The 24,236-nt window shown below is 58.9% G+C and carries 20 protein-coding genes; 7 read left to right on the top strand and 13 right to left on the bottom strand.

The window, feature by feature from the left end:
• Positions 1 to 29 precede the first annotated feature (29 nt).
• A complete protein-coding gene (locus ACA069_RS06390; RefSeq protein ID WP_497616754.1) occupies positions 30 to 938 on the top strand; it encodes a LysR family transcriptional regulator in 909 nt (302 codons plus the stop codon).
• Here the strand turns inward: ACA069_RS06390 and ACA069_RS06395 are convergent.
• Genes ACA069_RS06395 through ACA069_RS06410 form a run of 4 tightly spaced genes read right to left on the bottom strand, consistent with a single transcriptional unit; the run spans position 935 to position 3,378 of the window.
• Positions 935 to 1,408, bottom strand: coding sequence for a DoxX family protein (locus tag ACA069_RS06395; protein WP_497616755.1), 474 nt, complete (start codon positions 1,406 to 1,408; stop codon positions 935 to 937). The genes ACA069_RS06390 and ACA069_RS06395 overlap by 4 nt on opposite strands.
• Complete coding sequence (locus ACA069_RS06400) at positions 1,405 to 2,163, bottom strand: HvfC/BufC N-terminal domain-containing protein (protein WP_497616757.1); 759 nt, start codon at positions 2,161 to 2,163, stop codon at positions 1,405 to 1,407. Before ACA069_RS06400 ends, ACA069_RS06395 begins: the two co-directional genes overlap by 4 nt.
• Positions 2,160 to 3,047: an MNIO family bufferin maturase gene (gene bufB, locus ACA069_RS06405; RefSeq protein WP_497616759.1), complete on the bottom strand. Its 888-nt coding sequence runs from the start codon at positions 3,045 to 3,047 to the stop codon at positions 2,160 to 2,162. The genes ACA069_RS06400 and bufB overlap by 4 nt, the downstream gene beginning before the upstream one ends.
• Positions 3,048 to 3,072: 25 nt before the next feature.
• A complete protein-coding gene (locus ACA069_RS06410) occupies positions 3,073 to 3,378 on the bottom strand; it encodes a BufA1 family periplasmic bufferin-type metallophore (protein WP_187679448.1) in 306 nt (101 codons plus the stop codon).
• 451 nt (positions 3,379 to 3,829) lie between these two features.
• Between ACA069_RS06410 and ACA069_RS06415 the strand changes: the two genes are divergently transcribed.
• Together ACA069_RS06415 and ACA069_RS06420 are read left to right on the top strand one after the other, a co-directional pair.
• The gene (locus ACA069_RS06415; RefSeq protein ID WP_497616760.1) at positions 3,830 to 5,551 is read left to right on the top strand and encodes a DUF2599 domain-containing protein; all 1,722 of its coding nucleotides are present in this window, start codon (positions 3,830 to 3,832) and stop codon (positions 5,549 to 5,551) included.
• Between the two features lie 34 nt (positions 5,552 to 5,585).
• Entirely contained in the window at positions 5,586 to 6,824 is a 1,239-nt protein-coding gene (locus ACA069_RS06420; RefSeq protein WP_401270518.1) for a DUF2599 domain-containing protein, read from the top strand.
• Between the two features lie 174 nt (positions 6,825 to 6,998).
• Here ACA069_RS06420 and ACA069_RS06425 read toward each other — a convergent pair whose 3' ends face one another.
• The 5 genes from ACA069_RS06425 to ACA069_RS06445 form a co-directional block, all read right to left on the bottom strand.
• A complete protein-coding gene (locus ACA069_RS06425) occupies positions 6,999 to 7,700 on the bottom strand; it encodes an ABC transporter ATP-binding protein (RefSeq protein ID WP_187679447.1) in 702 nt (233 codons plus the stop codon).
• The gene (livG, locus tag ACA069_RS06430) at positions 7,701 to 8,468 is read right to left on the bottom strand and encodes a high-affinity branched-chain amino acid ABC transporter ATP-binding protein LivG (protein ID WP_497616762.1); all 768 of its coding nucleotides are present in this window, start codon (positions 8,466 to 8,468) and stop codon (positions 7,701 to 7,703) included. It abuts the gene before it with no gap.
• Entirely contained in the window at positions 8,465 to 9,721 is a 1,257-nt protein-coding gene (locus ACA069_RS06435; RefSeq protein ID WP_187679445.1) for a high-affinity branched-chain amino acid ABC transporter permease LivM, read from the bottom strand. Before ACA069_RS06435 ends, livG begins: the two co-directional genes overlap by 4 nt.
• On the bottom strand, positions 9,718 to 10,641 hold the full coding sequence (gene livH, locus ACA069_RS06440; protein ID WP_007918526.1) for a high-affinity branched-chain amino acid ABC transporter permease LivH: 924 nt from the start codon (positions 10,639 to 10,641) through the stop codon (positions 9,718 to 9,720). The genes ACA069_RS06435 and livH overlap by 4 nt, the downstream gene beginning before the upstream one ends.
• 231 nt (positions 10,642 to 10,872) lie before the next feature.
• The gene (locus ACA069_RS06445) at positions 10,873 to 12,000 is read right to left on the bottom strand and encodes a branched-chain amino acid ABC transporter substrate-binding protein (RefSeq protein ID WP_401272245.1); all 1,128 of its coding nucleotides are present in this window, start codon (positions 11,998 to 12,000) and stop codon (positions 10,873 to 10,875) included.
• Positions 12,001 to 12,352: 352 nt separating this feature from the next.
• On the opposite strand from ACA069_RS06445, the gene ACA069_RS06450 reads away from it, so the two are divergent.
• A complete protein-coding gene (locus ACA069_RS06450; RefSeq protein ID WP_187679443.1) occupies positions 12,353 to 12,658 on the top strand; it encodes a DUF2288 domain-containing protein in 306 nt (101 codons plus the stop codon).
• A 293-nt stretch (positions 12,659 to 12,951) separates the two neighbouring features.
• Here ACA069_RS06450 and ACA069_RS06455 read toward each other — a convergent pair whose 3' ends face one another.
• Positions 12,952 to 15,150: a hypothetical protein gene (locus ACA069_RS06455; protein ID WP_497616764.1), complete on the bottom strand. Its 2,199-nt coding sequence runs from the start codon at positions 15,148 to 15,150 to the stop codon at positions 12,952 to 12,954.
• Between the two features lie 194 nt (positions 15,151 to 15,344).
• On the opposite strand from ACA069_RS06455, the gene ACA069_RS06460 reads away from it, so the two are divergent.
• Positions 15,345 to 16,241: an NAD(P)-dependent oxidoreductase gene (locus ACA069_RS06460; protein ID WP_497616766.1), complete on the top strand. Its 897-nt coding sequence runs from the start codon at positions 15,345 to 15,347 to the stop codon at positions 16,239 to 16,241.
• Here the strand turns inward: ACA069_RS06460 and ACA069_RS06465 are convergent.
• Complete coding sequence (locus ACA069_RS06465) at positions 16,132 to 18,414, bottom strand: putative bifunctional diguanylate cyclase/phosphodiesterase (protein WP_489878364.1); 2,283 nt, start codon at positions 18,412 to 18,414, stop codon at positions 16,132 to 16,134. The genes ACA069_RS06460 and ACA069_RS06465 overlap by 110 nt on opposite strands.
• Before the next feature lie 148 nt (positions 18,415 to 18,562).
• Positions 18,563 to 18,931: a YkgJ family cysteine cluster protein gene (locus ACA069_RS06470; protein ID WP_497616768.1), complete on the bottom strand. Its 369-nt coding sequence runs from the start codon at positions 18,929 to 18,931 to the stop codon at positions 18,563 to 18,565.
• Between the two features lie 301 nt (positions 18,932 to 19,232).
• Here ACA069_RS06470 and ACA069_RS06475 point away from each other — a divergent pair, with 301 nt between their 5' ends.
• Entirely contained in the window at positions 19,233 to 20,582 is a 1,350-nt protein-coding gene (locus ACA069_RS06475) for a spinster family MFS transporter (RefSeq protein WP_489878365.1), read from the top strand.
• Between the two features lie 172 nt (positions 20,583 to 20,754).
• On the opposite strand, the gene rapA is transcribed toward ACA069_RS06475, so the two are convergent.
• Positions 20,755 to 23,601, bottom strand: coding sequence for an RNA polymerase-associated protein RapA (gene rapA / locus ACA069_RS06480; RefSeq protein ID WP_187679438.1), 2,847 nt, complete (start codon positions 23,599 to 23,601; stop codon positions 20,755 to 20,757).
• A gap of 230 nt (positions 23,602 to 23,831) precedes the next feature.
• On the opposite strand from rapA, the gene ACA069_RS06485 reads away from it, so the two are divergent.
• On the top strand, positions 23,832 to 24,173 hold the full coding sequence (locus tag ACA069_RS06485; RefSeq protein WP_497616770.1) for an aspartate-semialdehyde dehydrogenase: 342 nt from the start codon (positions 23,832 to 23,834) through the stop codon (positions 24,171 to 24,173).
• The last annotated feature ends 63 nt before the right edge of the window (positions 24,174 to 24,236 follow it).

Genomic DNA, 24,236 nt, shown 5'->3' on the forward strand with positions numbered 1-24,236 from the left:
AACCTTTGGTTTTCAAATGGAAACAATCCATGAGCGAGATGGATGATCTGGCCGCGTTTGCAGTGCTGATCGAAGCGGGCAGTTTCACGTTGGCGGCGCAGCAACTCGGGTGCAGCAAGGGCCAGTTGTCCAAGCGGATCAGCCAACTCGAAACGCGCTTTTCCGTGGTGCTGCTGCAACGCACGACCCGGCGTTTGAGCCTGACCGCTGCCGGTGCGGCGTTGTTGCCACAAGCCCAGGCCCTTGTAGTCCAAGTCGAGAGAGCGCGTCAGGCATTGGCGCGATTGAAGGACGACATGGCCGGGCCGGTGCGTATGACGGTTCCGGTGTCCCTGGGAGAAACCTTCTTCGATGGTCTGCTGCTGGAGTTTTCGCAAAAGTATCCCGAGGTGCAGATCGAACTGGAGCTGAATAACAGCTATCGCGATCTGTCCCGGGACGGCTTTGATCTGGCGATCCGCAGCGAGGTGGCCAACGACGAGCGGCTGGTGGCCAAGCCGCTGCTGGCCTGGCAGGAAATGACCTGCGCCAGCCCGGCCTATCTCGAGCGCTTCGGCGAGCCGCTGACGCCGCAGGCGTTGACCGAGCACCGTTGTTTGCTCAACAGCCACTACAGCGGTCGCGAGGAATGGCTGTATCACCAGCAGCACGAATTGTTGCGGGTACGCGTCTCGGGGCCGTTCGCCAGCAACCATTACAACCTGCTCAAGAAAGCGGCGCTGACCGGTGCCGGCGTCGCTCGATTGCCTTCGTACCTGCTGCAAGCGGAATTGGCTGACGGGCGCTTGCGCTGGCTCCTGCGCGATTACCAGACCCGGCGCATGCCGATGTATCTGGTGCATCCGTATCAGGGTGGATTACCGAAACGCACTCAGGTATTGGCGGACTATCTGATAGGTTGGTTCAAACGCAGCGGCGAGGCGCTGGATCGGCTTTAGCGGTAGCGCTTGGCGATCAGATGATCGATCGACAATTTCCCCGGTCCGGTCGTCATCAGATACAGCAGCACCGCTGCCCAAGTGCCGTGTGTCGGGTAGGCATCCGAATACACAAACAACTGAATGGTCAGGGTCATCCCCAGCAACGCCAGCGCCGAAAATCGTGTGGCGAAGCCAATCAGAATCAGAATCGGGAAAAAGTGCTCGGCGAACGCGGCCATGTACGCGGCGATTTCCGGCGACAGCAGCGGCACGTGGTATTCGCTGGTGAACAACGGAATCGTCGAATCGGCCAGGCGTGGCCAGCCCAACTCAAAGTTGCCGTCGAACAGGTCGATGGCCAGGCCTTCAACCTTGGTCTGCCCGGACTTCCAGAACACCGCGGCAATCGAAAAACGCGCGATAAAGGCAATCAGGCTGTGGGGGATTTTCTCCAGCAGCGAGATGGCGCGGGTGATCAGCGTATTCATGGCAATTCCTTGAAGTTCAGATGGGTGATGACGTTATGAGCGATCAGCAAGGCCAGGGTCTGGCTGAGATCGAACGGCGGGCTGTTTTCTGCGGCTGCCAATAGCGGCTGGCCATCGAGCAAATGGCGGATGAAAACGCCGGCGCCGTGATCAAGGGCAAACACCTCGACATCGAGGCCATTGCGCAACACCAATGCCTGCTGTCCACGATTGAGTTCGATGCCTTCCAGCGTCGCCTCTCGCTGGTGTGCGGCCCAGATCGCAACCACGGCATAGCCTGAATCGAGCAGGTACAGGGACGGATGAAGTTCGAAGCCAAGTTCGCTCAGGGCTTGCGGGTCACTCAGCGCAGCGGCGATCTGTTCCGGCGGGATCGGGTTTGCGTCGGCGGCGTGATAGGCGAGGGTGCGTAACTGCTCAAGGCGTGCCACATCGGCCAGATACGGCACGCTTGAGGCCGGTTCAAACGCAGCGATGAAGTCCGCAAACCCTTCGCCGTAAAGGCTCATCAACGGACTTTGTGGTGGCTGACTTTGTACGAATACAGCCGCCATGGCTCGGAAGAATTCCTCGCCAACCAACTGCGCAACCACCGGATAACTGTCGCCCAGTGCGTTGATCAGCGAACTCTGCACGTTGTTGCGATACACCGCGAAACGGCTGGCGGGATCCGCACCGTTGGCGCTGTAAAGGCCTTCGGGGCAGGGCAACTGCACATTGAGCAACGCTGCCGTGAACGCGGCTTGAGAGCTCATGATCGATCCCCCGCGTACTTCAACAGCACTTCGGCCTGCTGCGCCTCGGCCATTAAGACGTCGAATGCCGGCACCTGATTGTCACGCTCGATCAACGTCGCCACCGGGCCGATGCGCTCCAGCACTTGCCGGTACAAATGCCAGACTGCTTGATCAATCGGCGCGCCGTGATCGTCGATCAGCAAACGGTCGCCGAGGCTGTCGCAATCTTCGGCAAAACCGGCCAGATGAATCTCACCGACGGCGTGCAATGGCAAGGCATCGAGATAGGCCAATGGATCGCGCAGATGATTGATGCACGACACGTAGACGTTATTGACGTCCAGCAACAAACCGCAGCCGCTGCGGCGAATGACTTCGGCAATGAAGTCAGCCTCGTCGAGGGTCGAACGTTCAAAGGCCAGATAGGTCGCCGGATTTTCCAGGAGCATTGGCCGCTTGAGGGCGTTCTGCACCTGATCGATATGTTCGCAGACGCGGTTCAGCGTCGGTGCGTCATAGGCCAGTGGCAGCAGGTCATTGAGGAACACCGGGCCGTGGCTGGACCAGGCCAGGTGTTCGGAAAAGGAGTGGGGTTGATAACGCTCGATCAGATCCTTCAGGCGTTGCAGGTGTTGAACGTCCAGCGGGCCTTCAGCCCCGATGGACAATCCGACGCCGTGCAGCGACAGCGGATACTGCTCGCGAATCAATCCCAGAAAATGATGAAACGGGCCGCCGGCCACCATGTAGTTTTCGGCGTGGACTTCGAAGAAGCCGATGTCCGGTAATGAGCCGAGCACTTCACGCAAGTGCCCGGTCTTGAGCCCCAACCCGGCACGGGGAGGGAGCCCTGAACGGGCTGCCTGAGTGCAGGAGTGGGCATGGTCGTTAGGTGTGAACATGATCGTCACTCAGGCAGCCGACTGATCAGGACTTGGCTTTGAACGCTTCCATTTGACCGAAACCGGTAGGCGAGGTTTTGCTTTCGGTGGTGGCGCAGGTGCCTTTCGGAACGAGTTTCCAGGCGTTGGCCTGATAGTCCATTTTTGCGGTGCCGGCACAGGTGGTGCCTGCGCCTGCAGCGCAATCGTTCTTGCCTTTCATGGCCACTCCGAAGCATTTTTCCATGTTGGCGTCGGCAGCGTGAACGGTGGAAACGGCTGCGATGCTCAGGGCAGAACCAAGGGCCAGAACCAGGGCGGTAGCGGACAGGGTGCGGGTGGTAGCAGTCATGATGTTTCTCCGATTTTAGCTTGGGTTTTACAAGCGATTTGCGCTTGCTTGTCCCTCTAGAGAAACGGCATGGCGATGCGTTACAGCGCCAGTGAGAAAAAAATTACAGCGAATGGAATAACTGCGTCGTTCTGATCGTGAATGGTTCTAGAGACCTGTAATTTCTGACAGTAGGAAACGCTTAAGTGGGTCGGTAGATTCCGAACGTGGCAGGTGAATGACAGGAGCAACATCATGACCAGGGCTGAACAGGCAATCGACTATGCGACAGTGAATCTAAAAACCAGATAGGCGCCTGTGACACAAAAAACGGCCCGAAAGCCGTTTTTTGATTACCACAATCGCTCACCCCCAGATGCCGGTTTCTGCCAGTTTTTTCCAGGCCGTCACCCGTGCTCTATAGTCATTTCAACGGCCACCCTCACAGGCCGATTTACCAGGACGGTATCTTATGTCGAAGGATTGCTCAGCTTCTGCTGTGCCATTGCGCAGAACTTTATCTTTGGCTCTCGCCGGCACGCTGCCCTTGCTGTTCGGGACGGTATGCGCCCAGCCGCAACCGGAACCTCTGGACACGCTCAAGCGCATCAACCACAACTACAATACTCTCAAGGATTCCTGCCAGGAACCCGATACCGGTGCCGCGCGCGGGCTCTATTACTGCAGCGGCGTGACCTTGCGAATGGTCAATGACGGGCCGTTCAATCCTTGGGATTACAGCCCTTACGCGATCAAGATCGGCGCGACGTCTTACTCGTGGATTCGCAAGGATCTGAGCACCCGGATCCTGATCCATCCGGCCGGGTTTGTTTTGCGAAACCCAACCGATGCTGCCGCCCTGAATCTACCGGTCAAGGAGCAGGGCTTCACCTGCATTTACGCTTTCGATGGTGGTACTGGACCAGAACGCAAGTGGTATGGCTGCGGCTTTTTCGACAGTCGTGAACCGCCACGTACGGCCCAAGGGGGGATGGACAATCGCAATGCCGCGCTGGCTTACGGCACCTGTGCGGAAGCCGGGGTGAGCACTGCTGAGCAATGGACGCAGAAATATACCGGGCTGATGAAAGGGCCGATCCAGTACGGGCAGTGTTCCTGGAATGCGGAGAAACCCAGTGACTGGAACGCTATGATCCGGGTTCATGAATCCCGACCAAACACCACCAATAAGGACCCGTTTGCCTTCAGTGCTCAGGTCAACGAGTTCATGTTGAAGAATGCCACCGCGACCAACGATGGCAGCGAGAACATGAAGTACATCGATGCCTTCATCTACAACGTCAATAGTACGCAGAACTTCGCCACCCGCGGCGATCAGGCGCCGCCGAAACCGGAAAACGGCCTGAACAGTGCGCGCAACTTTCAGAAGAAACTCCAGGCTCAGGGCTACAGCGTGCCGATCCTGCGACTGGATTTCACCCAGCCGGCGGAGCAGCGCTTCAGCTACGTCGCCGCCGATCAGGCGATCGACCTGACAGCGGCGGGTGGTGTTCAGCCACCAGTGGTTGCGCCGACATCGAACTACATTGCCAGCGCGACCTGGGTCGAGCGTTACGATCCGGGCAGCAAGAAAAACGAATGGTCGCTCAACGTCACGCCGACCGCCCAGGGCAAGGCGATACAGGCCAGTGATCAGAATGCCTTGTATCAGGAGCTGTTCGCGCTGCATGGCGCTGACAGCCAGTGGCACGACCACGAAAAATCAGCGGGCAGCATGCGTCAGCAACTGGCGTGTCTGGTGCAGAACTATCCAGCCAAGACCGAGTGGAATCTGGAACCGTTTCGACCTACCGTCAGTCCGCAGGAAGCGGCCAGGGCCGGTTGCAATCCAGTGCCGGTTCAGGCCCCGCAATACATCGCCTCGGCCGACTGGGTCAAACGTTACGACCCCGGCACCCGCAAGGATGAGTGGAGCCTGAGCATTGTGCCCACGGCGGTGGGGCGGGCCTTGCCCAACGAACAGATCGGCGCTTTGTACGACCAGTTGTTCGCCCTCAAGGGCGCGGACAGCAACTGGCGAGACAACGAAAATTCCGCCGGCAGCATGCGCCAGCAATTGAACTGTGTCCTGAACAACTATCGCAACAAGACGCCATGGAATCTCGAGCCTTTCCGGCCGGCGTTATCGGACAACGAAATGCGGGCCACGGGTTGCAACCCGGTCCCGCGTTGACGGTGTGTATTGGCTAATCAAGGAGATGCGAGCCATGAAGAAAAGTCTGTGCAGGGTCGTTCCATTACTTATGCTGCCACTGCTGGTGCAAGCCACAGGTGCGTACGCCGAGTCATGCGACGAGACGCTGAAAAAGGTTGAATCGTTGTACAACAAAACCGTCGAAAGCTGCGGTCAGGATCCCGCTTCGGACTGTTCGGGACTGTTGGTTCGAGGAACGCACCGCGCCGATCCGGCCAAGGGGCAGAAATGGGATGTCTGGAATCCCAGTCCGAAAGCCGTCGAGCTGGGTACGTTTGCCGCTTCATACATGCGTGCAGACGGCATCAGTTATGAAGACCCTGGCATGAGCACGCAGAATGGCTATCTCATTACACCAAGGGATCTGGTGCGCGATCCGGAAACGCCGGTGCATGTCTATTGCGCGTTTCCCAACGATGCCTGGACCGACTTTCGAGATGATCGCGGCTGTGGGGACAGCAAAAACACCGCCCCGAAAGAGGCCGTTTGCCAGTCCATGGCGCCGCCTGTTTCGAACCCGAATGCCTGGGTCGCGCACTTCATCCAATTCAACAACAACCGCCAGCAGGATCAGTTGCAGTGTGGTTTCAATATGCGTAACCCCATGAGCAGCAAGGAGCGCGTCGACGCCTTCCGCAATTTTATGGGCGCACGCAAAGTCATCAACAGTCGCGAGTTCCAAACCCAGACAGAACTGCGTTTGGGTAACCCGAAAACCGATGAACTGCCAGTTCTGGCGTTTTTCTACAGCGATCAGCGGGGCTTGAACGATGCCTTGGCCAACCAGCGCGATTACAAAGCCAGGACCGGGAAGGATCGCAACATCATCAAGATCGATTTCCCGAGAACCCCGGTCGCCAAGGCCAGCTTCTCGTGCATCCAGACCGCCGCTCCACCGGCGCAACAGTTCTGTACCAGCTACTTCGAATCAACCACCTGGGAACAACGGTCAGATCCGAAACTGGGGCCGGATACCTGGTCGCTCTCCGTCGTGCCGACCGCATGTGGCCGGGCGATCAAGGATGATCAGACCGATCGTATGTTTGCCGAGTTGTACAACAAGCACAAAGACGATCCGCAATGGCGCCAGTACAGCATCAACGGTGGGTCTTTGCGCCGGCAAATGGTTTGTCATCTCGCGGCCGTCTACGACGGCAAGCCTGTGAGGAACAAACCCGAATGGAACCTTGAACCGGCCCGGCCTTACGTCGATCAGGCCACGGCGGTAGCGCAGCACTGCAATCCGTTCTAATCCCCCACTGTAGGAGTGAGCCTGCTCGCGATGGCGTCGTGTCAGACACCATGATGTTGAATGACATACCACCATCGCTAACAGGCTCACTCCTATAAGGGATTTGAAGGATACGAAGATTGTGGCAGGCACAAAAAAACGGCCCGAAGGCCGTTTTTTATTTACCGCAATCGCTCAACCACCGAGGTACGCCTCGCGCACTTTCGGGTCGGTCAGCAGCGCTTCACCGGTGCCTTGCATCACCACGCGGCCGTTCTCCAGAACGTACGCACGGTCGGCGATTTTCAGCGCCTGGTTGGCGTTTTGCTCGACCAGGAACACGGTCACACCGTCCTTGCGCAGTTGTTCGATGATGTCGAAGATCTGCTGGATGATGATCGGTGCCAGGCCCAGCGACGGCTCGTCGAGCAGCAGCAGTTTCGGCTTGCTCATCAGCGCGCGGCCGATGGCAAGCATCTGCTGTTCGCCGCCGGACATGGTGCCGCCGCGCTGACTGAAGCGTTCTTTCAGGCGTGGGAAAAGTCCGAGAACCTTGTCCATTTGTTCCTGATAGTCGCCCTTGTCGGTGAAGAAGCCGCCCATGGACAGGTTTTCTTCGACGGTCAGACGGGCAAACACCCGACGGCCTTCCGGCACCACAGCGATGCTTTTGCGCATGATCTGCGACGAGTCCTGGCCGACCAGTTCCTCACCCATGTAACGGATGCTGCCGCTGTGCGCCTGCGGCGAACCGCACAGCGTCATCAGCAGCGTGGACTTGCCGGCACCGTTGGCGCCGATCAGGGTCACGATCTCGCCCTGACGGACTTCGACATTGACGCTGTGCAGGGCCTGGATCTTGCCGTAGAAGGTGGAAACGTTTTCGAACTGCAGCATTTACGCTTCCCCCAGGTAGGCTTTGATCACTTCAGGATTGTCGCGGATCTGTTCCGGCGTGCCGTCGGCCAGAGGCGTGCCCTGGTTGATCACGACGATGTGGTCGGAAATGCTCATGACCAGTTTCATGTCGTGTTCGATCAGCAGCACGGTGACGTTGTGCTCTTCACGCAGCATGCCGATCAGCGCTTTGAGGTCTTCGGTTTCCTTCGGATTGAGGCCGGCGGCCGGTTCGTCGAGCATCAGGATCCGTGGACGGGTCATCATGCAGCGGGCGATTTCCAGACGACGTTGCTGACCGTATGCCAGGGTGCCGGCAGTACGGTTGGCGAACTCCTTGAGGTTGACCTTCTCCAGCCAGTACCCGGCAAATTCCATCGCCTCGCGCTCGCTTTTGCGGAACGCCGGGGTCTTGAACAGGCCGGACAGGAAGTTGGTGTTCAGGTGACGGTGCTGGGCGATCAACAGGTTCTCGACCGCCGTCATGTCCTTGAACAACCGCACGTTCTGAAAGGTGCGCACCACGCCTTTGAGCGCGATCTTGTGGCCCGGCAGGCCTTGAATCGGCTCGCCGTCCAAAAGGATGCTGCCGCCGGTTGGCTGATAGAAACCGGTCAGGCAGTTGAACACGGTGGTCTTGCCCGCGCCGTTCGGCCCGATCAGCGCAACCACCTGTTTTTCCTTCACGGTCAGGGCCACGCCATTGACCGCCAGCAAGCCGCCGAAGCGCATGCTCAGGTTTTCGACCTTAAGAATCTCGCGGCTCATTTTCGCAACTCCATGTGAGGGCGTTGCATCGGCAGCAGACCTTGTGGACGCCAGATCATCATCAACACCATCAGGGCACCGAACATCAACATGCGGTACTCACTGAATTCACGCATCATTTCCGGCAACAGGATCATCACCACGGCCGCGAGAATCACGCCGAGCTGCGAGCCCATGCCACCCAACACGACGATGGCGAGGATGATCGCCGACTCGATGAAGGTGAAGGATTCCGGCGTCACCAGACCCTGACGGGCAGCGAAGAAGCTGCCGGCAAAACCGGCGAATGCAGCACCGAGGGTGAACGCGGAAAGCTTGATCACGGTTGGATTAAGACCCAGCGCGCGGCAAGCAATTTCGTCTTCACGCAGCGCTTCCCACGCACGGCCGATCGGCATGCGCAGCAGACGGTTGATGACGAACAGTGCCGCCAGCGCCAGCAACAGGGCAACGAGGTAGAGGAAGATCACCTTGTTGATCGAGTTGTACTGCAAGCCGAAATACTCGTGGAAGGTTTGCATCCCTTCTGCGGCTTTACGTTCGAAGGTCAGACCGAAGAACGTCGGTTTCTCGATGTTGCTGATACCGTTCGGGCCACCGGTGATGTCCGTCAGGTTACGCAGGAACAGACGGATGATCTCGCCGAAGCCAAGGGTCACGATCGCCAGATAGTCACCGCGCAGTCGCAAGACCGGGAAGCCCAGCAGGAAGCCGAACGTCGCCGCCATCAGGCCGGCAATCGGCAGGCAGATCCAGAAGCTCAGGCCGTAGTAGTGCGACAGCAGCGCGTAGCTGTAGGCGCCGACGGCGTAGAAGCCGACGTAACCCAGGTCGAGCAGACCGGCCAGACCGACGACGATGTTCAGGCCCAGGCCGAGCATCACGTAGATCAGGATCAGCGTGGCGATGTCCACCGCGCCACGGGAACCGAAGAACGGCCACACCAGCGCAAGCAGGATCAGCCCAATGATGAAATAGCGCTGGGTGGTCGGCAGGGTCAGGAAGTTGCTGGCCTTGGCCGGGATCAGCGGCATGCCCGGCGACGAACGCCAGGCCTTGCTGATCTGCTGGTTGAACAGCACGCGCAAAAACATCAGTACCGAGCAGATGGCGATGGTCGCCAGAACAGCGGGGCTGGTGTTGTGCACTTCCAGATTGATGCCGACGATGGTCAGTTTCAGACCCAGTACCGGGTAGGCCACGGCCCACACCAGCAAAGCACTGAACAGTGCCTGTTTAAGATTCCTAGTCATACTTTCTCAACCTCCGGACGGCCCAGAATGCCGGTCGGACGGAACAACAGCACCAGAACCAACAAGCCGAAAGCCACGACGTCCTTGTACTGGTCGCCGAAGATATCGGCACCGAAAGCTTCCGCCACCCCAAGCACCAGCCCGCCGAGCATGGCGCCGGGGATGCTGCCGATGCCGCCGAGTACCGCAGCGGTAAAGGCTTTGAGGCCGACAAGGAAACCGGCGTTCGGGTTGATCACCCCGTATTGCATGCTCAGCAGTACGGCCGCGACGGCCGCCAGCGCAGCACCAATGACGAAGGTCAGGGCGATGATGTTGTTGGTGTTGATACCCAGCAGGTTGGCCATCTTGATGTCTTCGGCGCAGGCGCGGCAGGCGCGGCCCAGACGAGAGCGGGAGATGAACAGTGTCAGGCCGAGCATGGCGATCAGGGTCACCACGAACACCACGATTTGCATGTAGGAAATCAGCACTTCTTGTGCGCCACCTGGGCCGAAGGCAATGTTGCCCGGAATCAGGTTGGGGATAGCTTTGTCCTTGGAGTCTTGCGCCAGCAGAACCGTGTTCTGCAGGAAGATCGACATACCGATGGCGGAAATCAGCGGGATCAGACGGTTGCTGCCGCGCAAAGGGCGGTAGGCAATGCGTTCGATGCTGTAACCGTAGGAGCTGGTCACGACGATGCTGGCGATGAACGCCGCCGTCATCAACAGCGGGACACTGTCGAGTCCCATCATGGTCAGCCCGGCGATGGCGATGAACGCCACGTAGGAGCCGATCATGTACACCTCGCCGTGGGCGAAGTTGATCATTCCAATGATGCCGTAAACCATCGTGTAGCCGATGGCGATCAGGGCATACATGCTGCCAACGTTCAGGCCGTTAACCAGCTGTTGGAAGAAGTGATAGATGTCAGGCATTACAGCGCTCCTAAAAACCTGATACGCATTTCACTGGTGGAGTCATTTTCCCGCCCGGCCCCGTGGATCTTTATCCACTTCGAATCCGGGTTTTGCCAGCGAACCGCTGATGACGGTTTTGAGATTTTCAGGTGGGGAGACTGGCGGATCACGCCAGCGCGGCCCTATACATTCGTAAAACAAAGCCCACGGCACGCCGTGGGCTTTATTGGCAGTCAGTTCGGCAATGCCTTACTGAGGCGAAACTTCAGTTTTAGGTTTGCCGTTGTGCCACTCGTAGACTACGAATTTGAAGTCTTTCAAGTCGCCCTTGGCGTCGTAGCTCAGGTCGCCAGTCGGGGTCTTGAAGGTGCCGGCGTGAATGGCTTCTGCCACTTTGGCCGGGTCTTCGGACTTGGCAGCCTTGATGCCTTCGGCGATCAGGGTCACGGCCGAGTAGGCCGGGAACACGAACGGGCCGCTCGGGTCTTCTTTCTTCGCTTTGAATGCATCAGCCAGGGCGATGTTGGAAGGGTCCTGGTCGAAGGATTTCGGCAGGGTCACCAGCAGGCCTTCGGCAGCGTCTTTGGCGATCTGGGTGATCGAGTCGTTACCCACGCCTTCCGGACCCATGAACTTGGCTTTCAGGCCTTTTTCCTGAGCCTGGCGCAGGATCAGACCCAGCTCAGGGTGGTAGCCGCCGTAGTAAACGAAGTCGACGTTGGCTTGCTTGAGCTTGGCAATGATGGCCGAGAAGTCTTTGTCGCCAGCGTTGACGCCTTCGAATACGGCAACTTTGGTGCCTTTCTTCTCAAGGGTCGATTTGACGGCGGTAGCGATACCTTCACCGTACTGCTGCTTGTCGTGCAGGACGCCGACGATTTTCGGTTTGACGTGATCGGCAATGTAGTTACCGGCGGCAGGGCCCTGGGCGCTGTCCAGACCGATAGTACGGAAGATCATTTTGTAACCACGGGCGGTGATGTCCGGGCTGGTGGCAGCCGGGGTGATCATGATCACGCCTTCGTCTTCGTAGATGTCCGAAGCAGGTTGGGTAGAGCTGGAGCACAGGTGACCGACCACGAACTTGACGCCGTCGTTGACGACCTTGTTCGCAACAGCTACCGCTTGTTTCGGATCGCAGGCATCGTCGTATTCAACGGCTTCGAGTTTCTTGCCGTCGACGCCGCCCTTGGCGTTGATCTGCTCGATGGCCATTTTCGCGCCACTGAACTGCATGTCGCCGTACTGGGCTACAGGACCGGTTTTTGGACCGGCGATACCGATTTTGATGGTGTCAGCTGCGAACGAATGGCTGGCAACCCCGGCCAGAACCATAGCGGCAAACAGTTTGGAAATCTGCTTAGTAGCCTTAGTCATAGTGCTCCACTCTTACTGTTGTAATTTTTTTGAGTTCTGGCGCCGTAGCAGCAGAACCGGGTCAGATATCTTTGCGATACCCTCCGGAAATGCCCCCGGCAACTGTACCGGTACAGTGTAGAGCGCCGGTTGTCAGCCTGGGAAGCGGGCGCCGAGGGGCAAAACTTGGGGGTGTCGCATTTTTGAATGAAAAAGACAGAATTGCGGCGGGGCGTTCGTGGGCATATATCCCAATCAGCAGCATTCCTTGGCGTTCCTGCTCTTTTCGTTCGGTAAAGCCATTTGCAACCGGGTTTTTCTGGCGGATCACCGACGTTATCATTCGCGTCGATTTCTTTTCCGGACAGTTCCCATGAATCAAGAACCTAGCACCCTCTATGCCAAGCTGCTTGGTGAAACCGCATCTATTACCTGGAAAGAGCTGGAGCCGTTCTTCGCCAAGGGTGCCCTATTGTGGGTCGACCCTGACCTTGATTTGATCGCCGCTGCCGAGGCCGTGGCGTCGGATGAGGGCGAGAAAGTCGCTGCCTGGCTGGCCGAAGACAAGGTCGCCAAGCTGTCTGAAACGCGGGCGCTGGATCTTTTTGAACGTGATCCGCAGCTGTGGGCGGTGGTGGTTTCGCCGTGGATTCTGATCCAGGAAAGGGCGCAGGTCTGACGGCTTGCACCTTTGTAGTGCGTGTCATCATTGTTGAAAAGTGGGTAGCCGAGTAGCGTGATGGCACGTTGCCGTAGAGAAACGCCACAAGCGAGGGTGGCTCACGGTGACGTAAACGTAACGGGAACAGTTTAGTAAGCAGCCTAACGGCTGCTTAATTGTTTCTGGATGTTGGCAATGAAGGTTTGCGGTGTCTGGAGTGGCCCCATTCGCGAGCAGGCTCGCTCCCACATTTGGAATGCATCCCCCTGTGGGAGCGAGCCTGCTCGCGAATGGGGCGACTCGTTCCTGGATTAGACCGAGTAAGACTTGCCGGTATGGTTATTGAGGGAAATAACCTTGGTCTTGCCAATCCGGTGACGATAGATCTCGCGCAGGTACTTGATCGACTTCTTCACGCAATCGCGCGACAGGCGAATGTCGTTGATCGAGACAAACTTCTCTTTGTCGTTGATCAGCTCGCGGTACTTCTTCTCGTACATCGGTTTGATCGCGTACCAGTTGGTGTCGAGAATCTTCGCCGGGTTTTCGAATTCGTTGAGCAGGTCATCAATGCGTTCTTCGTCGAAGTCCTCATTGATGATGAAGTCGAGGATCGAATTGTCCAGCGTCTCGTCAAAACGGTACGGGGTCTTCGCGAAGCAACGCTTGATGAACGCGACGATCAAGGTCAGGAAGTCGTCCGACAGGCACGGGCTCTTCGCAATCAATGTGGTCAGCGACAGGTTGGCCGAGGCGCCGATCACCAGTGCATAGCGCTTGAGCGTGGTGTTGGGGAACAGGCTGTTGAGGTGCGTCTTCAACCGGTTCAGGTCCATGTACGACAACTTGTAGTCTTTGGGCAGCGAAACGATCGAGACCACCGACGAGCAGTTCTTGAAGAAATGCAGATCGTGCAGGGCGGCGGCGTCGTAGCCGGAATTCTTGTACTGCTCAAGCGAGGCGCGATAACGCTTGGATTCGATTGGCAACAGGCTGATGCCTTCGATGGCCTGGGTGACCTTGTTGAAGTGCGGCAGGTCGATGGAGCGGAAGAACAAATCGTCGATGTTCAGGCGCTGCGGCTCTTTGTCGAACACCTTGAACTTGTCGCTGCTCGGCGGTGGAGTTTCCGGCACCACCGATTCGGCGTAGGCAATCGCCACCGGGCCGGCCAGGCTCATGAACAGGTCGTTGGCGTCCAGGCGAATGGTTTCGCCGATGTCGATGCCGGCGCGACGGAAGTAGTTCTGGTCGTAGTCAGTCGTGACTGCCTGCGCCGTCAGAATGTTGAAAATCTGCTGCGAGATGTACTGGTTGGCGTGCTTCTCCATCGCATTGACATCAATGTTCTGGATGTTGCCGTCGTCGCTCTCTTCGGCGTAACGCATGATGTCGTTGGAGATCAGCATCATTGCGTTCCACGGGCGGATACGGCCCATGACGCTGGCTTCGCTGCTGTCTTCGTTGGCGAAGTTGTAGGAGAAATCCCATTCTTCCGAGAGGTATTTGCACAGCAGGCGACCGGCGTTGATGTGCAGCGCCTCGGACATTTCGCTGCGGTGGTCGGAAATGTTCGGCAGCACGCAGATGCCGCTGGTGAAGATCGGTTCGAACACGAACGAATGACCGCTCTTGCCGTCATGTTCGTCCATCGGCTTGGTGTCGAACGTCTTGTTCATGTACGAGTGCTGCTGGGCCAGACCAAATTCCGAGGCCATGCCCGAACCGGTACCGCCGCCGGCACTGAAGATCGAGAAGTACAGACGCGACTGGTTGGCCTTGATGCCGCAGCTGTCGATCAGGTACGAGTGGATCATTTTCCAGTCGGGGCTGGAAAAACGCTGGGTGTCCTTGTTGAGGATGATCTTCGCCAGGTACTGGCCGAGGATCGGCGCGTTACCGGCGCCACCGGCGTGGACTTCGGACAAGTCCATGATCTTCATTTTGCTGTAGTCGCGCAGGAAACCGCTTTTCTCGCCCTTGCGCGAGAAACGGATACGCCCGGCGATGTCTTTGTCTAGGTCGCCGAGCATCACCAGCGGCTCGACCAGAAACACCGGTTTGGTCGACTTGTTCGGGCCGATCCGCAGGTTGTTCTTGATCCACTGTGCCGGGCTGTAACCCTTGTCGGCCAGGCGCCGATCGGCTGCCCGATCTTCGTTATTGAATTCGTTGAGGTAGAACCTGCGTGCGTTGTACACCAACTCCGCCACGTCGAGGGCGATGTTGGAGCCGCAGCGACCGAGGCCGATCAGGCACACCGACGGGAATTCCTGATCGTTGTGCTGTTCGTTATCGCCTTCCAGGTGCGGCGGACGCGGGAACACCAGATCACGCAGGCCATCGAGGTTGTCGAGGATGCGATCGGTGTTGGTTTCGGTGAAGTACAGGTATTGCTGGGTACCCAGCGGACGCGAGGGGTGCAATGGCTTCGACGGTGACGGGCTGTTCGCAGCGGGGCTCAGGGTCAGATCGGATACCGCAGTGGCGGGATTATTTTTAGAAGTCATTTTGCGCCATATACCTGGACTGGTTGGCTCGGTGACTGATGTCAGCGAACCTCACGGAATAAGATCTCGCGTCTTTTTTGCGCGAATTAGGCCCGAGCGTCAGGGACTTGGCCTGACTGTCGCTTGGGGGAATCCTTTCCTGATCGTTGATGAATCGGCCATTATTCGGCGATCTTTAATCGAAAAGAGGCAAAATGATGTCAACGCTACCTTCGTTGGGATTCGCCGGAATCGGTCTGATGGGCTTGCCGATGTGCCGGCGCCTGTTGGCCGCGGGTTATCCGTTGACCGTGTGGAACCGTAACCCGGCCAAGTGCGCGCCACTGGTCGAGGCCGGTGCCCGGCAGGTGGCGAGCCCCTCCGAGCTGTGCAAGCACGCCGACGTGGTGATGGTGTGTCTGGCCGATACGGCGGTGGTGCGCGAAGTGGTGTTCGGCCCGGCCGGTGTTGCCGAAGGTGCGAAGGGCGGTCAGTTGCTGGTGGATTTTTCCAGTCTTGAACCGACGGCTACTCGTGAGATGGCGGCGCAGCTGAAAAGTGAAACCGGTATGAGTTGGATGGATTCACCGGTTTCCGGCGGCGTGGTCGGTGCCGAGGCCGGCAGTCTGGCGATCATGGTCGGTGGCGATGCAGCCGACCTTGAGCGCGTGCGCCCGGTGTTGCTCAATCTCGGTCAACGCGTTACGCACATGGGCGGCATCGGCGCCGGGCAAGTGACCAAGGCCTGCAACCAGATGATAGTTGCCTGCAATGCGTTGGTGATTGCCGAAGTGGTGGCGCTGGCCGAGCAGGCGGGTGTTGATGCGAGTCTGATCGCCGAAGCGCTGGCCGGCGGTTTTGCCGATTCGAAACCGTTGCAGATCCTCGCTCCGCAAATGGCCGAAAGCCGTTTCGAACCGATCAAATGGCACGTACGCACGTTGCTCAAGGATCTCGACACAGCGGTGAAATTCTCCCGCGAGCAAGGCTCGGCGACGCCGATCAGCGGATTGGCCGCACAACTGATGCGCCTGCATGGGGCCCAGGGCTTTTTGGCGAAGGATCCAGCGACACTGGTGCAAATGTACCGCGCGCCAGAATCAACGGATTGACCGCATGTGAATGTTTACGCTGATTGATTTCTTCCAGCACCGGGCGCAGTTCGTCCAGCGGCACCGGACGGCTGAGCAGGTAACCCTGGATAAAGTCGCAGCCGGAACGCTCAAGGAATTCGTATTGCTCCAGGCTTTCCACGCCTTCGGTGACCACCTGCAAATGCAGGGTATGGGCCATGACGATGATTGCCTGGACGATCTCCATGTCCGCCGTGGCTTTGGGAATGTCCAGAATGAACGAGCGGTCGATCTTCAGGGTGTTGAGCGGCAGGCGCTTGAGGTAGGCCAGCGATGAATAGCCGGTACCGAAGTCGTCGATCGACAGTGACACACCGAGGGCGCGGATCTGCCGCAGCAGCACCAGAGTGTTGGCAATGTTACCCATCAGGGCGTTTTCGGTGACTTCCAGTTCCAGCCGTTCCGGCGCGACGCCGGCGGTGCGCAGCGCACTTTCGATTTCGTCAGCCAACTCTTCCCGAGCCAGATTCAGCGGCGAGCAGTTCCAGGCGATTTTCAGCTCTGCGCAGCCGTGGTTCGACAGTTCGCCAAGGTCCCGGCAGGCCCGGCGCAGCACCCAGTTGTCCAGTTCGGCGATGAGACCGTTGTTTTCGGCAATGCTGATGAAACGATCCGGTGTCAGTAGTCCGTGAAGCGGATGTTGCCAGCGGATCAGCGCCTCTAACTTGGTGACCCGACCGGTTTTCAGTTCGAAGATCGGTTGGTAATACAGCATCAGACCGTTTTCTTCGCGCAGGGCGTGGCGCAGTTCTTCTTCGAGTTGCAGTTCCAGAGTCGCGCGGTTTTTCAGGTTGGAATTGAAAAAGTGCAGGCCATTGCGCCCGGCACCTTTGGATTGATACAGGGCCAGATCCGCGTGCTTGAGCAGTTCTTCGCAGGTAGTGCCGTCTTCGGGAAACAGGCTGATGCCGATGCTGGTGGTCATCACCATCCGGCGTCCGGCCAGTTCTATCGGCTCCTTCATCTTCAGCATGATGCGCTGGGCCATGGTGCGCGCCTCTTCGCGATCGCGCAGGCCGATCAGGATGCAGAACTCGTCGCCACCAAAACGCGCGACGACGTCTTCATGGCTGCGCACAGAGCTTTTGATGTGATTGGCAATGACCTTGAGCAGGGCGTCGCCGGCATCGTGGCCGAGGCTGTCGTTGATGCGTTTGAAGTGGTCGATGTCGAGAAACATGACCGCGAGCATGCCGCCCTCGGTGGTTTTCTGGCTGAGTTTCTCGGCGAAGATCTGGTTGAAGCCGCGGCGGTTGATCAGATTGGTCAGGGCGTCGTAGTTGGCCACTTGCTGCAATGACATGCGCGCCTGATCGAGTTGGCTGAGCAGGGCGTTGACCCGGCGCAGATCGTGTTCCTTGCTTTGCAGTTTCTTGTCGGCCAGCGCCGCGCTGATCGCGCTGCCGAGAATCAGCAGGATGATCAGCGCCACTGTCAGGCCCAGTTGCAAATGGCTGGTTTCGGCCGACAGGTCCGGTGCGCTGCCTTCCGGTAACACCAATTGCAGTGCGGCCATCCCGGTGAAGTGCATGCTGAAAATGCCCGCGCCGAGAATCAGTGCGGCGCTGTACTTGAGCATCTGATGAGCCAGGCCACTGCCTTCGCGCAAGTAGCCTGCGACCCATAACGCGGCGAAACTGGCGCCGATGGCGATGGCGATCGACAGCGCAAACAAGGTCGGTTGGTAGTAGGCGGTGGCGCTCGACTCCATGGCGGCCATGCCGACGTAATGCATGCCGGCAATACCGAGGCCGATGACCACAGCGGTTTTCAGGTAATGCACCAGACTCGGCTGTGCCTCGCTCAGCGTGTGCATCGCCAGCCACGAGGCGAGCAGGGCGATCAGCAGGGAGAACAGGGTGACCGGCAGGTCGTAATGGATTTCGATCGGCGCCTGGAAAGCGAGCATGCCAATAAAGTGCATGGCCCAAATCCCGCCGGCCAGGCAGGTCGCGCCGATCCAGCGCCATAGGCGTTGCGAACCAAGGTCTTCGGCGTGACCGACCCGCTCGGCCATATCGAGCGTAGCGAAGCTCGCGGCGCAGGCCACCAGATAGGCCACCAGCACCAGCAAGGGATTATGTGTGCAATCAAGAATGACCTGCCCGCTCTCCGGCAGCTCGGTAACAAACTGCAAACCAAGCCACTCCATAGCATGCCCCGTCTCTGAAGTCGTCCTAACCGCGCGGTTAACGCAGGCGAATGACAGGAGTATAGAGGCCGTTTTCGGGGTGCAAGGGGTAGTGGCACATTGGCGCTAACGATTTCGTCATTAGCGTCATAGCGATTGGTGCTAAATGTCAGGCGCTTTTATCGAAAGGGATTTCAGCCCAGTCCGATTGCAGGGGCGGCAAACCAAAACGGGCGCGGGCCTTATCGCAATCGACATTCTGTTCGCCGTTCTCCCAGGAAGCTTCGAATTCCCGGCAGGGACTGGAACGTTTTTCATAAATCGAGCAGTGCACTGTACTCCCGACGTCGCCGACCAATGCCGTGCAACGCGGCGATTTGCAGTCGGTGCCGTTCATTGCCACCCGACTGGGACTGATTTGTGTAACCAGTTCATCGGGCACCGTCCCCCCGGAAGATGAGCACTCACCCCAAAAAAAAGACACACGAAAATGGGAACAGCAGGCACCGCAATTCAGACACGGACTGACTTCGGACATGGGCGAGGGCATCAAAGGGATTGATCGGGAGATCCGGACGGATACGGCGGCCATTCTAGGCTTCGCCACGGACTTGGGAAGGGGGGCGCGAAACTATTTTTTTGTGGCAAGGTTTTGCCGCAAAAGCCCCGGTTTTCGGGGGATTACAGACTTATCAAGGGCTTACGTTTCGTTACAGTGCCATGGCCCGATATCAGGCAGACGAATGATCACAGACAGCCCCTGTCTGGCTGACTAGATTGCAGGTTCCGGGCTCGAATGCGTTGGCAGTGAAGCCCTATAACAATAAAGAGACGGACCCATGCAGAACTCGACCCAAGCGGCGAATGCCTGGCGCATTCTGTTCCTGCTGTTCCTCGCCAACCTGTTCAATTTTTTCGACCGCACCATCCCGGCGATCATCATCGAGCCGATCCGCATGGAATGGCACCTCAGCGACTTTCAACTGGGTATCGTCGGCACCGCATTCACCATTGTCTACGCGATTGCCGGTTTGCCCTTGGGGCGCATGGCCGACACCGGCTCACGCAGCAAACTGATGGGCTGGGGTCTGGCGACCTGGAGCGCGCTGACCGCCGTCAACGGGCTGGTGGGCAGTTTCTGGAGTTTCCTCATCGTGCGCATGGGGATCGGCATCGGTGAGGCCAGTTATGCGCCGGCGGCCAACTCGCTGATTGGCGACTTGTTCCCGGCGCACCGTCGGGCGCGGGCCATGGGCATTTTCATGTTGGGGCTGCCGCTGGGGCTGTTGCTGGCGTTCTTCACCATCGGTTGGATGGTCAAGGCTTTCGACAGTTGGCGCGCACCGTTCTTCATCGCCGCCGTACCGGGGCTGTTCCTCGCGATCTTCATGTTTTTCATCAAGGAACCCAAGCGCGGCGCGGCGGAAACCGTGCAGGTCTCACAGGAGAAAGTCGACAAGCCGATCCGTCGGATTCTCGCCGTGCCGACGTTCCTGTGGCTGGTGATGGCGGGGTTGTGTTTCAACTTCGCGACTTATGCCTGCAATTCGTTTCTGGTGCCGATGCTGCAGCGCTATTTCCTGATGCCATTGCAGGAAGCGGCGGTGGCGACCGGTGTGATTGTCGGCGTCACCGGGCTGGTCGGTTTGACTCTGGGTGGCTGGATCGCCGACAAGATCCACCAGCGTGTGGCCAATGGGCGGCTGCTGTTTGCCGCATTCAGCCTGATTGTCTCGACGGTGTGCACGGCGTGGGCGCTGCATGCCGGGCGTATCGAGATCGGTGTGTTTGTCGCGGTGTTCAGCCTCGGCTGGCTATTTGCCTATAACTTCTACACCTGCGTGTACACGGCGATTCAGGACGTGGTCGAACCGCGTCTGCGCGCCACGGCGATGGCCTTGTTCTTTGCCGGCTTGTATCTGCTGGGCGGTGGTCTTGGGCCGGTGGTGGTGGGTGGGCTGTCGGATCACTTTGCCAAGTCGGCAATGGTTGCAGCGGGGGCGGAGCAGATGACCGAGGCGTTCAAGGCGGTCGGGCTGCATGATGCGATGTACCTGATCCCGGTGGCGCTGTTTCTGACCATGGTGTTTCTGTTTCTGGCGTCGCGGTGTTTTGTGCAGGATGCGAAGCGGATGAAGGAGGGGTTGGTGGCGGTGGTTGAGCCAGAGGTGGCTGCGGCGACTGCATAACCGCCTTCGCGAGCAGGCTCGCTCCCACAGTGGTTCTCCAGCGTGAACACAATCCCTGAGGGAGCGAGCCTGCTCGCGAAAGGGCCAGTAGCATCACCGGATAAATAACAGGCAAACAAAAAGGCCCGCATCGCTGCGGGCCTTCTTTTTTAGCGGTGCAGCAGGGGGAACGTTAACCCGCCACCAACACCCGAATCGCTTCCAGTCGCAGTGCCGCTTTATCCAGCAGCGCCAGACCCTGCTCACGCTGTTCACGCAAGGCAACCAGTTCGCTGTCACGCACGGTTGGGTTGACCGCTTGCAACGCGGTCAGGCGCGCCAGTTCTTCGTCGGTGTCGGCCGCCAGACGGCGACGGGCCTCGGCCACGCGCTCGGCGTGACGCGGGGCGATCTTGTCTTCACCGGCGTTGATCCGTGGCGTCAGTTGATCGCGCTGGGCCTGAATAAACTTGTTGGCGCTGGCGCGCGGCACGCTTTCCAGTTGATCGTTGAGGGTTTCGAACGAGACGCGGGCCGACAGGTCGTTGCCGTTGGCATCGAGCAGGCAGCGCAGGGCCGCCGGCGGCAGGTAACGGCCCAGTTGCAGCGAGCGCGGGGCAACCACTTCGCTGACGTAAAGCAGCTCCAGCAGCACGGTGCCCGGCTTCAGCGCCTTGTTCTTGATCAGCGCGACGGCGGTGTTGCCCATCGAACCGGACAGCACCAGATCCATGCCGCCCTGCACCATCGGGTGTTCCCAGGTGATGAACTGCATGTCTTCGCGCGACAGCGCCTGGTTGCGGTCGTAAGTGATGGTCACACCTTCGTCATCGCCCAGCGGGAAGCTGGCGTCGAGCATTTTTTCGCTCGGCTTGAGGATCAGGGCGTTTTCCGAATGGTCTTCGCTGTCGATGCCGAACGCGTCGAACAGGGTTTCCATGTAGATCGGCAGGGCGAACTGATCGTCTTGCTCCAGGATGTCCTCGACCAACTGATCGCCTTCACCCGAGCCGCCGGAGTTGAGTTCCAGCAGACGGTCGCGACCGGTGTGCAGCTCTTCTTCCAGACGCTCGCGCTCGGTGCGCGCTTCGTCGATCAGCGCTTGCCACTCGCTGTCGTCGGCTTCTTCAAGCAGCGGCAGCAGGCGCGGGCCGAACTGATGCTGCAAGGCGTTGCCGGTCGGGCAAGTGTTGAGGAAGGCGTTAAGCGCTTCGTGGTACCACTGGAACAGACGCTCTTGCGGGCTGGTTTCCAGGTATGGCACGTGCAGTTCGATGATGTGTTTCTGGCCGATCCGGTCGAGACGACCGATACGCTGCTCAAGCAGGTCCGGGTGCGACGGCAGATCGAACAGCACCAAGTGATGCGCGAACTGGAAGTTGCGACCTTCACTGCCGATTTCCGAGCAGATCAGTACTTGCGCGCCAAACTCTTCGTCGGCGAAGTAGGCGGCGGCGCGGTCACGCTCAAGGATGTTCATGCCTTCGTGGAACACCGTGGCCGGGATGCCGGAGCGCACGCGCAGGGCGTCTTCCAGGTCCATCGCGGTTTCGGCGTGAGCGCAGATCACCAGCACTTTGGTGCGTTTGAGCATTTTCAGCTGATCGATCAGCCACTCGACGCGCGGATCGAATTTCCACCAGCGCTCTTCTTCGCTGGCGTCCGGCTGGGCCTGGAAGCTGACTTCCGGATACAGCTCGGCATGATCGCCCAGCGGCAGTTCCAGATATTCGTCCGGGCATGGCAGCGGGTACGGATGCAGTTTGCGCTCCGGGAAACCTTGCACAGCGGCGCGGGTGTTACGGAACAGCACGCGGCCGGTACCGTGGCGGTCGAGCAGTTCACGCACGAGACGGGCGCTGGCTTCGGTGTCGCCATCGTTGACCGCGGTCAACAGGGCTTCGCCTTCGTTGCCGAGGAAACCGTGAATGGTCTTGTGTGCTTCAGGCGACAGGCGGCCTTTGTCCAGCAGCTCCTGAACGGCTTCGGCCACCGGGCGATAGTTTTCGCTCTCGGCGCGGAACGCGGCCAGGTCATGGAAACGGTTTGGATCGAGCAGGCGCAGACGGGCGAAGTGGCTGTCCTGACCAAGTTGTTCCGGGGTGGCGGTGAGCAGCAGCACGCCCGGAATCACTTCGGCCAGTTGTTCGACCAGCGAATACTCGGGGCTGGCCTTTTCTTCGTGCCAGACCAAGTGGTGCGCTTCGTCGACCACCATCAAGTCCCAGCCAGCGGCGAACAATGCGTCTTGGGCCTTTTCGTCGTCGACCAGCCATTCCAGCGCAACCAGCGCGAGTTGAGTGTCTTCGAACGGGTTGGCGGCATCGCTCTCGATGAAGCGTTCTTCGTCGAACAGCGCGACCTGCAGATTGAAGCGGCGGCGCATTTCCACCAGCCACTGGTGCTGGAGGTTTTCCGGCACCAGGATCAGCACGCGATTGGCGCGGCCCGAGAGCAGTTGGCGATGTATGACCAGACCGGCCTCGATGGTTTTACCCAGACCCACTTCGTCCGCCAGCAAAACCCGCGGCGCGATACGGTCAGCGACTTCACGGGCAATGTGCAACTGGTGCGCAATCGGCTGTGCGCGAACGCCACCCAGGCCCCAGAGCGAAGATTGCAACTGGCGGCTGGTGTGTTCGAGGGTGTTGTAGCGCAGGGAGAACCACGCCAGCGGGTCGATCTGACCGGCGAACAGACGGTCGCTGGCCAGACGGAACTGAATGAAGTTCGACAGCTGGGTTTCCGGCAAGGTGACGGCTTCGTTCTGCCCGTTGAGACCGTGATAGACCATCAGCCCGTCGACATCGTCGACTTGCTGCACGGTCATCTTCCAGCCTTCGAAGTGGGTAATGCTGTCACCCGGCGAGAACCGCACGCGGGTCAGGGGCGCATTCCGTAGCGCGTACTGGCGGGTTTCGCCAGTGGCCGGGTAAAGCACGGTCAACAAGCGGCCGTCCTGTGCCAGAACGGTGCCTAAACCAAGCTCTGCTTCGCTGTCACTGATCCAGCGTTGCCCCGGTTGATACTGCTGCGCCATGCTGCCTGACTCCCACCTTGAAAAAGCGGGCTATCTTAACGGAATGAGGCCCCGAGGCCAAAGGATTAGGAGCCGTGGCCGGCTTTTAACTGCAAAGGGAAGATTAGGTCATGCGTCGGATTTGCGCGGGAGCAGGGCACCAGTGAGTGCCAACCCGGTCACAAGTTTGCGACCGGCGGCTCAAGCCGTCCACGTCCAAGCCGATAGCCTGCTCACAGGAGACCCTTTATATGCTGCCACCGATGCTCCCCCTGAGCGCCGTGCCGATCACTTCCCAGCAGGATCCGATCCGCCAGCGGCCGGACATTCCTCCGGTGGAACCGGTGCAGGAAAGCTCCAACGAAAGCACGATCGATCTGCAAAAACGCGATCCTGAAGAGGACGGGCTGCTGCTGCGCGAAGAACAGCGTCGCCAGCAGGAGCGTGATCGTCGGCGCCGCGAAGCCGATGAAGACCCTGAGGAACACCTCGCCGTGCCGGGTACGGCACTCAATGCAGACAACACGGTGCCGGTGGTGCCGCTGATGGAAGATCAGCCGCGTCAGGGCTTGTGGGTCGATATCGAGATTTGAGGTGTGCCGACTGGTCAGCGCAGGCGCCAGGCTGCATTATTGGCGCAGTCCTGCCCATGTTGT

This window comes from Pseudomonas sp. LBUM1652, assembly GCF_059716105.1.